The 13525-nt window shown below is 56.1% G+C and carries 15 protein-coding genes and 1 pseudogene; 7 read left to right on the top strand and 9 right to left on the bottom strand.

Going from position 1 to position 13525, the window contains the following annotated elements; translation table 11 throughout:
• Both AAAB35_RS13790 and AAAB35_RS13785 read left to right on the top strand, forming a co-directional pair.
• Positions 1–177 (top strand): annotated as a pseudogene (locus AAAB35_RS13790) (IS110 family transposase); the annotation flags it as partial.
• A 375-nt stretch (positions 178–552) separates the two neighbouring features.
• A complete protein-coding gene (locus AAAB35_RS13785) occupies positions 553–981 on the top strand; it encodes a helix-turn-helix domain-containing protein (RefSeq protein WP_340668855.1) in 429 nt (142 codons plus the stop codon).
• On the opposite strand, the gene AAAB35_RS13780 is transcribed toward AAAB35_RS13785, so the two are convergent.
• The 5 genes from AAAB35_RS13780 to AAAB35_RS13760 all read right to left on the bottom strand — a co-directional run bounded on the left by AAAB35_RS13780 (position 978) and on the right by AAAB35_RS13760 (position 3857).
• Entirely contained in the window at positions 978–2249 is a 1272-nt protein-coding gene (locus tag AAAB35_RS13780) for an OmpP1/FadL family transporter (protein WP_340668853.1), read from the bottom strand. The genes AAAB35_RS13785 and AAAB35_RS13780 overlap by 4 nt on opposite strands.
• A 152-nt stretch (positions 2250–2401) precedes the next feature.
• Positions 2402–2566 carry a hypothetical protein gene (locus AAAB35_RS13775; protein WP_340668851.1) on the bottom strand — a complete coding sequence of 55 codons (165 nt, stop codon included), beginning with the start codon at positions 2564–2566 and terminating at the stop codon, positions 2402–2404.
• 340 nt (positions 2567–2906) lie between these two features.
• Positions 2907–3404 carry a hypothetical protein gene (locus AAAB35_RS13770; RefSeq protein WP_340668849.1) on the bottom strand — a complete coding sequence of 166 codons (498 nt, stop codon included), beginning with the start codon at positions 3402–3404 and terminating at the stop codon, positions 2907–2909.
• A gap of 13 nt (positions 3405–3417) precedes the next feature.
• Positions 3418–3648: a hypothetical protein gene (locus AAAB35_RS13765; protein ID WP_340668847.1), complete on the bottom strand. Its 231-nt coding sequence runs from the start codon at positions 3646–3648 to the stop codon at positions 3418–3420.
• A gap of 35 nt (positions 3649–3683) precedes the next feature.
• Entirely contained in the window at positions 3684–3857 is a 174-nt protein-coding gene (locus tag AAAB35_RS13760) for a hypothetical protein (RefSeq protein WP_340668846.1), read from the bottom strand.
• Positions 3858–4359: 502 nt separating this feature from the next.
• Between AAAB35_RS13760 and AAAB35_RS13755 the strand changes: the two genes are divergently transcribed.
• Both AAAB35_RS13755 and AAAB35_RS13750 read left to right on the top strand, forming a co-directional pair.
• The gene (locus AAAB35_RS13755) at positions 4360–4590 is read left to right on the top strand and encodes a hypothetical protein (RefSeq protein ID WP_340668844.1); all 231 of its coding nucleotides are present in this window, start codon (positions 4360–4362) and stop codon (positions 4588–4590) included.
• A gap of 226 nt (positions 4591–4816) precedes the next feature.
• Positions 4817–5107, top strand: a complete 291-nt coding sequence (locus AAAB35_RS13750) for a hypothetical protein (RefSeq protein WP_340668842.1) — start codon at positions 4817–4819, stop codon at positions 5105–5107.
• A 334-nt stretch (positions 5108–5441) separates the two neighbouring features.
• On the opposite strand, the gene AAAB35_RS13745 is transcribed toward AAAB35_RS13750, so the two are convergent.
• From AAAB35_RS13745 to AAAB35_RS13735, 3 genes are all read right to left on the bottom strand, one after another.
• Complete coding sequence (locus tag AAAB35_RS13745) at positions 5442–5603, bottom strand: hypothetical protein (RefSeq protein ID WP_340668840.1); 162 nt, start codon at positions 5601–5603, stop codon at positions 5442–5444.
• Positions 5604–5663: 60 nt separating this feature from the next.
• A complete protein-coding gene (locus tag AAAB35_RS13740) occupies positions 5664–9170 on the bottom strand; it encodes a choice-of-anchor D domain-containing protein (RefSeq protein WP_340668838.1) in 3507 nt (1168 codons plus the stop codon).
• Between the two features lie 736 nt (positions 9171–9906).
• On the bottom strand, positions 9907–10116 hold the full coding sequence (locus AAAB35_RS13735; RefSeq protein WP_340668837.1) for a hypothetical protein: 210 nt from the start codon (positions 10114–10116) through the stop codon (positions 9907–9909).
• A 508-nt stretch (positions 10117–10624) separates the two neighbouring features.
• Here AAAB35_RS13735 and AAAB35_RS13730 point away from each other — a divergent pair.
• From AAAB35_RS13730 to AAAB35_RS13720, 3 genes are all read left to right on the top strand, one after another.
• The gene (locus AAAB35_RS13730; RefSeq protein ID WP_340668836.1) at positions 10625–10786 is read left to right on the top strand and encodes a hypothetical protein; all 162 of its coding nucleotides are present in this window, start codon (positions 10625–10627) and stop codon (positions 10784–10786) included.
• A 526-nt stretch (positions 10787–11312) separates the two neighbouring features.
• A complete protein-coding gene (locus tag AAAB35_RS13725; protein WP_340668835.1) occupies positions 11313–11525 on the top strand; it encodes a cold-shock protein in 213 nt (70 codons plus the stop codon).
• Between the two features lie 164 nt (positions 11526–11689).
• Positions 11690–11953, top strand: coding sequence for a hypothetical protein (locus AAAB35_RS13720; protein ID WP_340668834.1), 264 nt, complete (start codon positions 11690–11692; stop codon positions 11951–11953).
• A gap of 639 nt (positions 11954–12592) precedes the next feature.
• On the opposite strand, the gene AAAB35_RS13715 is transcribed toward AAAB35_RS13720, so the two are convergent.
• Positions 12593–12817, bottom strand: a complete 225-nt coding sequence (locus AAAB35_RS13715) for a HipA domain-containing protein (protein ID WP_340668857.1) — start codon at positions 12815–12817, stop codon at positions 12593–12595.
• Positions 12818–13525 lie beyond the last annotated feature (708 nt).

The following is a 13525-nucleotide window of genomic DNA, read 5'->3' as shown; positions in this document are numbered from 1 at the left end:
AAGCCGCTCAAGGGCTGCACGGAGCTCAAAAGCTGGGCGATGCGGATCGCCCGGCGGGCCGGGATGAAGAAGGCCAAAGTTGCGCTCGCGCGCAAGCTTGCGGTGATCCTGCACCGCATGCTCGCCGATGGAACCATGTTCAACGCCGCGGATAAGACGATGACGGCGGCCGCCTAACAAAGGGGAGAACAACAGTATTCGGGTGGGTCACGACACCAAGCCCTCCTGAAGCGAAGTCCCGTTGCCGGGACGATGGATCAGGTCAGACCGCAACAGCCTGCGTGGCATCGTGATCACGCGTCACTAGATTGGTCGGCCTTATCCTCTTCAGAATCCATCAGGTGGCGGTCGCGCACCGACCCCGTACAGAAGCAAGACCCCGGCAACTGGACGACGCAAAAAGGGATTGACCTATCGAGGCCCGTTACAGAAGAGACGCCACGTTTACTAATCACTGCCGGTTTTTGAACAGCGAGCGATTTACAGAAAAAGAATATACAATCGAACATTGGATAGATATTTGGTTCCCGTTGGCAATTGTGGAAGATTTGCATGAATAACCCCAAGACCCTCGATGATCTGGTCAATCCATCGCCCGAGGACATCATCCGGTTCGTAGCTGAACAGCACCGCCTGGCCGCTGAGGATCTGATAGGCAGATCACGTAGGGCAGATATCGTCGAGGCGCGCGACATCGCCGTCGAAGAAATGTATGTGCGGTTGCGGCATATGAACCTGACGGATATCGGGATCAAGCTAAACGGCCGGAACTACGCCACGATCAAGGCTGCGCTCGAGCGGCGCAAGATTGATGTGCCGATCTCCGGCATTATTGACAGGGAAGTCGTGGTTGAGGATGCAAAGGCTGGAATGTCGATCGAGGATATGGCTTACAAGCACCACTGCTCGCGTCACAGCATTCAAAGGATCCTATACGGCGCCAAGGCTCAATTGAACCCTGACGCCGCGGAAGTCGCTTAGAACTTGAGCTTGGCGGAGATCGAGAGAGCCGACACGAAGTCGTCGCCAAAATCATAGGCAGCATCAGTGCCGCAAGTTAGATTGCCGTCGCAAGGCGTGGGGCCGTAGCTACCTGAGGTCAACATGCCGACCGCAGCGCCGGCCTGTAGCTGCCAAAATTTGTTCGGCTCGAACAGAAGGGCAGTCGAAAGCAGCCATGTATCGGTCTGTGTGGTCAAACCAGTCGATGTGCCGCGATCCCAACTGACCTGAGCCGCGCCACTCCATTTCGGCGTGAACTGATGCCCAAGGCCGGCCATCACATACCAGCCGTCCTGGAACATCAGATCGAGGGACGTGAGGCGGAAGCGAGAGTCTGGGTTGCACGAGCCAAGTGATTTCGTGACCGTCGGGCAGAAGGGGATAACGCCGAGAACGCTCCAATCCGTCCATTTGACCGTGCCGAAGGCGAGCCAATCCTCTGCAATACCTGTCTGCCACTTGAATTCGAGCTGTTGCGGCAGGGTCGCGGTGCCATATACGTCAGTGATCTGGCCTAAGAAGGGATTTCTGGCAGTTGCCAGCGCACGCGGAATTTCGGTCAGGTCGACGGTGCCGTTAACCTGGCCCAGATCAACCTCCGCATTGTAAATCAGGCTAAAGCGCATTTCGTATTTGGGAATTTCGTAGGCAACACCGGCGCGCCAGCCCCAACCGTTACCACTGATATCGAGTGTGCCGGAGCCATCAAATCCGGGCGCTACAAATGGCACCAAGCTGTTGACTTCCCTGGTCTTGAAGCCCTCGACTTCCTGATACGAAACGCCGCCAATCCCGCGCAAGTAGCCTGGCCCTACCTGATATTTATAAGAACAGGTCAAGCCGTAGTCGTGGCTGCTGATGTCGGTTTCGATGTTGCTGGCGGCGCCTTGCCAGTCAAAGCCAGGATTGGTGTGAACGCCCCAAGGCTCTTGATAGGTGCCCAAGCAGTCGACTTCCGGCGTGATGGCGAACTTGGCGCCGAACCGAGGAACGTCGTAGCTCGGTGTCTCGTCTACGCTCGTCGCCCCGAATCCGGGGCCGTTGCTAGGGTCGGTATCGCGCGCATTCTTGATCCGGCGCTCCGGCATGACGTGGACTACGCCCGCCTCAGTGGCAACTGGCCCTTTGCTAAAGAGAAGATCCCAACTGTAGCCTCCGCGCTCAAGGCCCCCTGCTTGTGCGGCAGAGGCTACACTGGTCATCAGCAGTGCCCCGCCGATAATTGATGAAATTGTGGTTCTACGCATTACCCCTCCCGAAAACCCACGGATCGATGCACACTGTCGATCCGAATTCTTACTAATACGGAAAAAGTAACGAAGCCGTGAGCAGGCGCAAGATGTTCGCTTAATAGGTCACCAAGCTCCCTTGGTCACTCGAATCGAAAAAAGCGAGTTTTTCAGCCGTGAAAACCATTTAACGAGAGGGTTTTGGCGAGAACTCGCGACGAAATCGCCAAAATCAGGCGATTTTGAAGGACAAACAGCCCTTGTTGCGCAAATGCAACTTGGCGTGGAAAATGACTAAACTGCGGCGCTTGCGCGGCCAAATTGGGTGCGCTCAAGCCCTAATCCATTCGAACTACGAATCAGTGGGGAGAAGCTCAGCTCCCGAGCCGTTCTTTCCAAGGATAGTGAACGTCGGCGCAGCCGGCGTCATGCATGCCCATTTCGTAGCCGATCGCCCAAACTGCCTCTGTCGAATTATAAGCCTTCGTCAGAATCTCGCCTTTCTCGGCGCTTTCTTTAATCCGCGGCAACATAGATCGCGACCATCCCAACGACCTTCGTCCACCTTACCGGTTAACTGACCGCGTACGGGTTCTTGTCGGACAGCGTGGGCTGTTCGCTGCAACCGGCAATCAAAACGAAAGCGATCAGGCTAACCATTTTTTCTCATATCCATCAGTCCTTTTTCCAAGGGAATTTCGGCTCGCAGCCGGCTTGTTTCATGCCAGCTTCATAGCCAAGCGCCCACACGCCCACATCATTGTTGTAGGCTTTGGTAATGATCTCGCCTCGGGTCGGCGCCTTCTTGATTCCGCGCCGACAAAGATCAGCGCCGTCCCAACGACCTTCCGCTTTGTCAATACCTTTACCCCGGAAGGGATTTTGGTCCGATAAAGTGGGCTCCGCATTGCAACCTGCGAACGCGACCAGGCCGGCTAATACAAACTTCTTCATTTCAAACTCCCTCAAACACGTGTTCCAAGGCTTCGGCATAGCCGGCGCAATAGTCGGCGTGCTCGCTTGTGCCAGGCTTGAATGGATTGCAGGTCGGCTGCCAGTCGAAGGCGCCGACCGACAGGGCGCAATATAGCCGCGGGTGTAGGCACAGTTCGGATTGTGATCAGAGGGAAGGAGCCATTTGAAGAAGCGGCCGATGGCATAGATGATGGGCATTGTTCAATATTCCTCAAACCATTTCGTCGCGATCGAGCCCTGCCTTTACAGGGACGCAGACCAGCGGCTCTTTCGGGTTCCAATTGATCCCGGCAGCACACTCCCGGCAGTAATAGCCGCGGGTGTGAATGTTGAAGTAGTTTGCCGGCGCAGTGTCGCACCGCGTCCAGACACCGCCGTAAACAGTGCCTTTCTCGCCAGGATGAATGGGATAGCGCTGTGGGTGTTTGAAGTGCTCGGTCATGTCCGTCTCTCTCTGCGTGCGTGTGAACTGTTGTCTCACATGCAGACGAGGCAATCGGCTGGTACGCGCCCGATGGCGTCGGCAAGTGTCGTGCCGAGTGCGATGATCCCGGCGGAGACGATGATGACGCAGACCGCGGTGAGAGCGCCGTCTACCGGACGCTTGCGTGGCTTGGTGTGGAAGAAACCTGCATTAAGGTCGTCGAACATACCTCTCTCCTCGGATAGTCAATCACAAATGGCTTGAGCAACCGGGAGGTGGGGGAACCCCTTGGCATCCTGGAAAAGACGGTGAAATATCACATGACAAAAGCGATGGCGAAGTTGGTGTGCGCAACCGGGTGGAGGCGACGATTGTTGCGCGCCAAGTCTGGCCTGACGTGACTGAGTCCCGTAGTAGAGACGACGCAAGCCCTGGCCCGTGATGCGGAACCGCAGGCCATTCGTTGCTCCCCGCGACTTTGAATTACGGGCATTTACAACCAATGGCCAATCTAGACGTGTGTTCAATCAGCACCTAGTCTTGGGTATGCAGGCAAATCGCGGGGCCTGTTGATGAATATCGCGCGAGGGGACGGAAATTTGTGCAGCGCTGGAGTTTGCCGGCTGTGACGCAGCGATCGTCGAGGAGCGGTTTGCTGGTGACAGCAAGGGCGCTTCCCCGACCGCAGCCAAGGGCCCGGCTTTTTGACGCTATGAATGAGGAACGAATTTGACGCCAGAGCGATTTAACGAATGCCTCGGCCTCTTGCGCTGGTCTCAAATTGACCTTGCAACGGCCCTGGAATGTGACGTCTTTCTTACCAATGCCTGGAGTAACGGACTGGAGCCTGTCCCTGCCGATATATCCGCATGGCTCGAAAAGCTCGCAAAGGCACACCAGAAGGCGGGCATACCGGGTGACTATAAGGGAAAAGTGCTCAAGATGAAGGTTGGTGGCTAACCATGAGCGCTGCCGGGAATGTCGTTACTTTGCATGGGTTGCGCAACCGCGCAAAGCGCCAGCGCCCGCCCGCTGGATTGACGATGCCGCCTCGCTCTCTTGCGCTACGCTGCTGAACTCGCGTGACATTTCATTGTTAATCGCCAATATTGCATCAAATGGCAGAGGCAGAGTATGCGCCAAAGCGTTTGAGGTTACATATCCATTCAAGCGAGGATGCCTGGGCATGAATTCGGTCAAAGACAATCGTGTTAAGCAAAATCAAAATCCGGTACGAAAGCTGATACTGACGGTCACCGCCATCGCAGCATTGAGCGGTTGCACGACAACGGAAAGGGACCTCAGCGTCGGCACCGCTGCCGGCGCCATCATCGGCGGTATTGCTGACGGCGGCAAAGGTGCTTTGATCGGCGCGGGCGTTGGCGCGCTCGGCGGTCTCCTGGTGCGCAACCTGCGGAACGGATATTGCCAGTACCGAGACCACCGCGGCCGTATCTATACGGCACGGTGCCGGTGAGGCGTGACGGAAAACGCAGTATGAGTGCTTGGTCAGCGTCGAGGGCTCGGCGAGGTCGAGTCTCTCGCGAAAGGTGAAACCGTCGACCTTTGATCACCTGTGCAGTGATTAATCGCGCCTTGAATGGCGGGAAATGTGATGCAGTGAAGGTTGCCGCGTTCTCAGTATCGCCATAACTGCATATGTGGAGCGTTTGGAACCGAACAGTTTGGCCCGACGGCCGCTTGACTAGCGCCAGACATCAGGTTGAACGGGTCTCCAGCGGCATGGGACCTGCCACAAACTCATATCGACGCGCTGGACATTGAGGGCAGGGGATCGAGCCGAGGTCCACTTAGTCAATCTTCCGGTTGCGCCAATAGTTTGCAATCTTGGCAATGTGCCGGCGAGCGACAATCACACCGATGATGACCACTGCAACGCACAGATAAAGCATCTCGGTTGAACCGTCGCCTCCATCAGGGGAAACACCAAACCAGCGCTCGATAAAGTCCACGGTCACCTCCAGCACAGTTGAACAGAAATCAGAAACTAGCGGCCGCGTCTGCGAGCCGGACTAGTCTTCGCGCCAATCTTCATCTTCATCATCACAGCAATCGTCCAGGCACTCCCCGCAAGTACAGTCGTTGTGATGTTTGTCGCAGCACCCTTTCTTGCAGTCCTCGCAGTCCTTGTTGCAGCTGCAGTCGTTCCAGATTGTGTAGGCCATGACGTCGAGGGTGATGATCGGGTTATCCGGATCGTCGCTGGTGATGATTAGTTCGCAGCACCTTGGGCATTTTTCCGTCGCCTTGTAACGGATGAGCACATCCAGGCACGAGCCAGGATGAAGCGATGCGGGGAACGGATTGTTGATCAACCTCCAGTGCGGGCTCTTGCGCTTGAAGGCGACGCTGGTGACGTGCAGCTTGCAGTCGCCAATGTTGCAGATCGCGATCGTTCGCTCGGCACGGCAACAGGCCCTGACGCCGCCGAAGCACGTCGAGCCCGTAAGGGTGATCTTTCCGGAAGGCGCGTTGCCGTAAACGGAAACGCTCTTTACGCCCGATGGGTCGTCGCTGCTGACATCGATCGTGGCCGACTTTCCACCGAAGCTCGACGGTTCAAAGCGAATGGGCAATTCAATCGACCCGCCCGCCGCAATCGTTATCGGGTATGTCGATACGCTCGGCACGATAAACTCGCTCCCGGATGATACGACGCCCGTTACCGAAAGCGTGCATCCGCCGTTGTTGAAAACGGTCAGCGCCTTGTCGACAAATGAACCCACGCAAACGTTGCCGAAATTGCCGCTATCGGCAATCATCAAATTGAGCCGCGGCGCGGGAGCCGTTCCCGATACTGCAATTTGTCGGTCACCGCCGGGGTCATTGCTGGTCAGGGTGACTATGGCCGACTTCGCGCCGAGGCTTCCCGGTTGGAATCGGATTGGAAGGCTCAGGCTTGCGCCCGAACTGATCAGAAGCGGGAACGCAACGACGCTGGGCGCGAGAAATTCTGTCGACGACGAACTGACACTAAAGATCAGCAGCGGACAAGTGCCGCGGTTGTTGATTGTGAGTTCCTTGTCGGCAATTGATCCCAAACATACATTGCCAAAATTTCCACTGTCCGCAATTGCAGTGACCATGCGTGCACTGCCGCGTGCGCCCGTTGCCGAAAGGTCAACCACCGGGGCGTTTGGATCGTTGCTGGCAATGCGGATCGTCGCTGTTTCCGGCCCTGCTGCAGCGGATGGATCATACTTGATGGTGAAATCGACGTGCTCTCCTGGAGCGATCCCAAGAGGAGTTCCGGGCGTTGCCAATACCGAGAAGCTGGCTGAACCCATCAATCGCTGGACGCTGGTGATCGTCAGGTCGCTCATGCCGACATTGAATATCTCCAGTGTCAGGTACTGTGGTCCCTGGCAGATCGTTCCGAACGCAAGGTCATGTTCGAGATTGACCGCAATAGACGGACCTTGCGGCTTGACAAAGGCAAACGCTCCCCGGCCATAGGTGGCAGCGCGCAGGATTCCGCCCCTCAGCACGAGGTCAAAGACGGGAACGCGCGGAAAATGGATATCGTCAAGTATGGTCCATGTTGATCCACCATCTACCGACCGGACAACGCCAAAGTCGGTGCCGGCGTAGATGGTCGTCGGATTGTCCGAACCGTCGAGCGCAAGAGCGTTAAAAGGAATGTTCAGTGGCGGCGATATATCGATCCAGGCCGTGGCGCTGACGGTGGTGCGGAAGACGTGGCCGATGTTCCCAGCACCTCCATTGAGGCCTCCCAGGACCGCGTAAAGAGTCGTGGGATCATTCGGGTCGAAGGCGACACGGGCGACGTTTCTTGGTGGCAGATTGCGGGTGATATCGGTAAACGTCACACCACTTGGCAGTCCGACAGTCGCCGCAAGCGCGTTGGTCGAAACGAACACCTGATTGGCCACGCCGATGACCACATTATTGCCATTTGTCGGGGCAACGTTTATCTCGCCTGTGGTGGCAAATGGAGAAAGGATCCGCCAGTTGTTACCGCCATCGCGGCTTTGCCAGAGATTTTGATTGCCGCTCGCATAGACGATGCCGGCAGCGCTCGGATCAGTGGCAAGCGGCGAGAGATAGCACCCAGCGTCACTGGTTGTGCCCCACGGCGTGATATCCGTTGGGAAGGTGGCTCCGTCGTTCGTGGAGCGCCAAATTCGCGTGCACGGTGCGGGCGACCAGAAACCGCTCGTGCAATAGACCTGCCCGGCGGTGGTCCCGTCGTAGACTACATCCCATCCGTCGCCGCCCTGGCCTGCCACCCAGCCAAGGCCGGTCGCACCGACATTCGTCTGCGTGCCATTGTCTTGCAACGCGCCAAGATTGTTGGTCCCGGCAGCGTTCATGTCGATGTTGTAGAAGAGTGCGGTCTGCAGCCCCCCCGAACTGAGTGCTGTCCAGGAAACACCTCCGTCGGTTGATCGGTAAAGGCCTCCATCATTGCCGCAAAACACGATTGAAGCTGCCGGTGCGGGCTGGCGGACGAAAGCCCATGCGTGATTGTCGGCGTGAACGCCGCTTAAGGCCGTAAATGAATTGCCAGAGTCCGTTGATCGTGCATGACCTACCGCGCCGAAAAAAATGATGTCGTTGGCCCCGTCGCCGGGCGAGGCGGGATCGACACCAAAATGGAAACTATACCCACCCTGCGTGCCGGTGGGCATCCCGGTTGCGGTGCGTTGTGACCAGGTCGCCCCCTGGTCCGTACTGACGAAAATACCCACGGGATCGGGGGCGCCTCCCGTTCCTTCCAGCGTTGCATAAAGGACTTGAACGCCAGCGGGATTTGGCGGCGATGCTGGTGGGGCAATTGCAACGATGCTCTTGTTAAAACCTGCAGGCGCAGCGCCCACCGCGGCTGCGACGGCGGGTGTCGTTGCGCTGAGAACTTGTGTCCAGTTCTGCCCACCATCGTTTGACCGGACTATGCCGCGCCCGGAAATGCCTGCGTAAAGAATGCGGGAGGAAGCAGGGGTGGATGTGTCCAGCACCAGCGAGCGAGCGTCGCCGCCGCTCCCGACACCCTGTGTCCAGTTCAAGCCGCCATCGGTCGAACGAAAGCATCCGCTGGTAGACGCGAGATAAAGCGTATTGCTGTTGGCAGGATCAACAATAATTACGTTGATCCACTGGTTGACGAATTGAAAGGCATTGCCCGCATTGCCGGTTGGATAACCGGAGCCGAGCCTTATCCAGCTTGCACCCCCATCCGTCGACTTGAACAGGCCTGCCTGTGGTTGAGCTGACACACGGCGACTGGTTCCGACATAGATGACATCGGTATTGTTGGGATCGATGGCCAATGCCCCTGGCTCGCCCACTCCAAGAGAAAGCTGTCGGTCGAAGATCGGATTCCACGAAGCGCCGCCATCGTCAGTGCGCCAAACGCCCCCGCCAGCGGTTCCGATGTAAATGAGGTTCGAATTCGATGGGCTGATCGCGATCGCCGATACGAGGCCGCTGACGGGAGAACTGCCCTGGGCGATTGGACTTGGACCGATTGGAGTCCAGACGGTACCGTTTAGACCCATGGCAGCTGCTCCTCATCCGCCGTTGCTGTCGCTTTTCGGGTTTTGCTCGTTATTTTCCTTCGAGTCCGACTCACTGTCCGTCGGACCTTTGACATCAGTGGGTGGCCGCATGACAGATCCTTGCAAATTTCTCCATTCGTCGAGCGCCCGCTCGTAGGCTTCGGGAGTCAACTCCGGCCCGCCGCGCATGCGTCGGTCAAGGATTTCCTGATGAACCCTGTGCTCTCTACCCTCGGACCTGTGTCTTGGCCGCTCACCTCCATCGTCTGGTCCCTGAGAAGGGGGCGGGCCGCCGCCCCGACCCTTTGGAATCTTCGGTTTTGCCATTTGTTCTCCTAAAACGGTCAAAGGCTCCATGTTATCTCACAACAGGCCTGCCGTTTCCTGCAATTGCCATCGGTTGCCAGCATTGGGCTGAACGCCCGTTGCAATCACCGGGCTGCGCTACCGGGCCTCATGCGTAAATTCTGTCGCGCTTGAGCCAAAATTATCGACATGCAACGACAAAGACCCTATGCGGGTATCTGCGAAGAAGAGTAACGTCTGCTAAAGATACGATGCGAGCACACCTGCCGCACGAGGACGTCGTCCAGACATGACCAGCCAAGGCGGCGTGTTGAAAGATTACAACAATCAGGGGCCAATCGCAAACTTTATGGCCACTGGCAGCAATCACCAGGGGCATGCAAAGAGCTTGTCGACCCTGGCTTCAACGCACATCGGCAGACCATACCGGCTAGAGAATGATGCAATGCGCCCTTCGCCGAGATGCGACGGCGTACTCCAGCGTTGCAGAAATCCTTGCGCTTTCACCTGCATCTAAAAGCGGCACAATGGTTGCAATGAACAGCACTGTCATTGCATTTGTCTGCTGCGGGCGGGGCGCGTCGTTCGTTCCGTAGTGGGCGATGGCGATCTTCGCTTCCAGGTGAACAGATCCTATCACATGGCACTCCTGCACATCGGAGCGTTTGGGTGGTTCGCGTAGCACACAGAAGCTGCCGGCCGATCGCGGCAATATCCTGTCGCCCGGCCGCGTCATTTGCCTTCCCGTTCATCTGGTTTTCCATTGCTGCGGATGGCTCGTGGAGCCTATGGCGTTTTCTTGAAGTCGATTTGCAGCTGGCCTAGCGAGCGATCCGCAAGACGGTAACTTTGCGCCAAAAATTATCCAATTTGAAAACCGAACGGAACCTGGCTGTGACTTATGACTTTTCCCGGGAGCAGGTTGTGGCTAACGATCAGGAAAAGTACACCATGTCACGAACACCTACGAACAAACAATTAAGCCAAATTTTAAACGCGCGGTTTGCGGCGGGTCGGAAATTGATCCGAAAAATGAAAGGGATACGCAATCGTTGGATCGGTCCAATTTCACTGGAGGAGAAATCGTGTTAGCTCGAATACGGTCGCCTCTGCCTTCGACCACCTACTCAACGCGCCAGGCAGATTGCGTGAAGGCTATAGAAGCGCGATTTCAGCAGCTCCACGATCCTGGGCAAGACTATATCGACCTCATCAAGGAAGCGATGGCTTCAGGCTGGAGTATGCGAGAGGCTCGACTTGCGATCAACAAGCTTCTCGGCGTTGATCTAAAGAACCGGGATGATCGTTAGACCTGCATCGAGGCGACGATCGACGTCGCGTCATCGACCAGATCGGTGCCGTTGACATCACGCGACGGCAAAAAAATGGGTCGCACACCTACTGTCGCTCGATGCCGGGCCTGCAGGAAGATGGGAGCGGCGTATGCCGCCTAATCAGGTGTGGACAAGGCATGGATTTGCGTAAGGGCCCTTCGGTATTAACCATCCGTACCTGGCCTTTCTTCAGAAGCGCACCTGCATGGAGCACTGACCCTGATCCCATTCCAATAGACCGAGGTTGCGATGCGCTTGGGCAAAGTGTCGAAGTCTATTTTCCTGGCCTGTCAGCGGTAGTGGCCGAGAGGTGCAAATAGTCGGACGCTGGATGGGTGGGCTCGCCAGGTTGGCGCGCCTTGGCGTCTGCCGAGGGGATTATGTAGCGGCTCTCAGGACTTTCCCTGATTGACTTGCCTTACCTCGACAACCGATCGTCTCAGTTCGGTCGCAGACTGGGCGATTTCTACAAATTGACATTTCAAACGGCAAAAGGCAGATCATGGCAACGGGTACGGTAAAGTGGTTCAATTCAACCAAGGGCTTCGGCTTTATTCAGCCACATGATGGTGGCGCTGATGTGTTTGTTCATATTTCAGCTGTCGAGCGCGCCGGCTTGCGTACACTTATGGAAAACCAGAAAATCAATTTCGAATTGGTGCGGGACAACAGATCCGGGAAGGTATCGGCGGACCAGCTAAGCGCTGCCGGTTAACTCGCGCTTTATTCAACGAACCGTAACGGGGTTGCAAAGCGTCGCGGTGGTGATCCTCGTCGTTGACGCGGTAACCACCGCAAAGAACCGGTGATTTTTTGGGGAAAAGTATGCTTTTTAACGATGCGTCAGCGCCAATTTTTCACGACGCCGATCTCGCAATCATGCAGGATGCCCTCAACCTTGCGGCCCTTATCCTCGGAATATGCCCAAAGACGAATGCTTACGCCGAGATGGCAGCGCGTAAGATTATTGATAGTTATATCGCAGGTGTTTTCGACGTCGCAAAGCTCGCCAATCTGGCGACGCGCCACGTTTTGAAGCTGAAGCGGCAAATGCGACAATTTTCCGGGAGCGATGATGGCCGCGCAGGGAATGAAACCACACGGCAAGTGGTGTCGCTGCAAGATCAAGCGAACTGGTCATGATATTCCAAAGCTGGTCGTTGAGCCCCTTTGAGGACCTCTCCGGAACACAGGGCGCGGCCATGATAGCCAAGGGATAACCGCCCAGGCCATCGGCCAGCTAGAGAGATTCAAGGAGATCGTGGTGGTGGTCGGCCGCCCACTGGACGTTTCATGCATTTCATCTCCGACGTGCGATCCTGAAGCACCTTTCTTGCTGGAAGGTCGTGTTCGCGTCGACGGCGATCAATTCCGCCTGAGCGTGCTCCTCGTGAACGGAATCGATGGATCAATTGCATGGTCCATACAACTACCAGAACAATATCAAAGTCCCAGATCTGCTCCAAATCCGGACCGATATAGCCCGATCGGTGGCAACTTTCCTGTCGCAACCTTACGGCATTATCTTCTAGATGCGTGCCCCAGACCTGTCGAAATCGCGACCCGACAACCGGGAAGCTTATGAGTGTCAATCATTGGCTTCGATGGTGTGTCTCTTCTTCAAGCATATTTCGAATCTCATTTTCGGGCACCGACGCGCGAAGGCCGATTGTGGCGGCTGCCTTCATAAAATCCGTCAGCCCGATCCGGTTATCCTTACCGTGCAGCTTCAGAGCCATCCGATCATGTTCGAGATTTGGAAATACGACGGTTGTCACCGCATCATAGGACCGGTGCTATCCGTACTGACCTGAATATAATGTCATCTGACATAGCCGTTTTCAATACCGCCATGTTCTTCAAGTGCATGTCCCCGTCAGCAATAAGCCAGGCGAAAACAGCTCGCTTTAGCAGCAGAACAAGATCATCCTCAAGCTGGGTTGAAATGCCCCGAAGCGCCCGTCCTGCCTGCTCGATTGTGCCTTTGTATTTATCCTCGGGCGGCATATCCAAAATGAACAGAAGTCCTCCGTCGGGCATTGGCACCAGAGCGAATCCGGCACCTCAAATCCCGCACTTTGTGCAAGAGTGAGTGACCTCCACTCGACTATCGGGAGGAACTGAAAACCGCTTGTGCCAGCGATTTCCAACTTACTAGTATGTCAGATTCGCGAAAGTTGGATGAAGGTGACCGGACATTCCCCTGTCTGTTTTAAGCGCCCTCGCGATTGTTTAAAGGACAATAGGACTCGCGGTATGGCCGAAACACATTCCCGAAAACTCATCCAAGCCAATGTTGTGAGGACAAGCGGCTCAAAGTGTTCGCGTTTCCGCCAAAGGCGGGAACCCCCCTTCATTGTCCACGTTGAGCAGCTTTTGTTCGTCGTGAGGAAAATGATTCACCCGCCGACGGATGCCGTCGTGGTCTCTTGGTAAATATGCGTAACCGCAATCCTTTCGCCGTGAGCCAAGGCACTAAAAAACTCCACTGTCGGGGCCGCTCGCACAGCTGCGTGACGCGAATCCTTTCCGAATGCCCGTATCATGTGGCCGCGCGGCGACAGTATTGCCCCGTGGAGCGTGGTATAGCTTGTTCGATGTAGTTGGGGTTAGCGCAACATTCGCGGGAGTTGCAAAATTCCCGATAGAGTTCGAATGCTGCCAAGTAGGCCACTAATTGGGGGAACGCATGGCTATTCGAACATTTCTTTGCAT

Source organism: Phyllobacterium sp. (genome assembly GCF_037994425.1).
In the GTDB taxonomy this organism is placed as follows: domain Bacteria; phylum Pseudomonadota; class Alphaproteobacteria; order Rhizobiales; family Rhizobiaceae; genus Phyllobacterium.
This window is presented reverse-complemented; position numbering and strand designations above follow the sequence as displayed.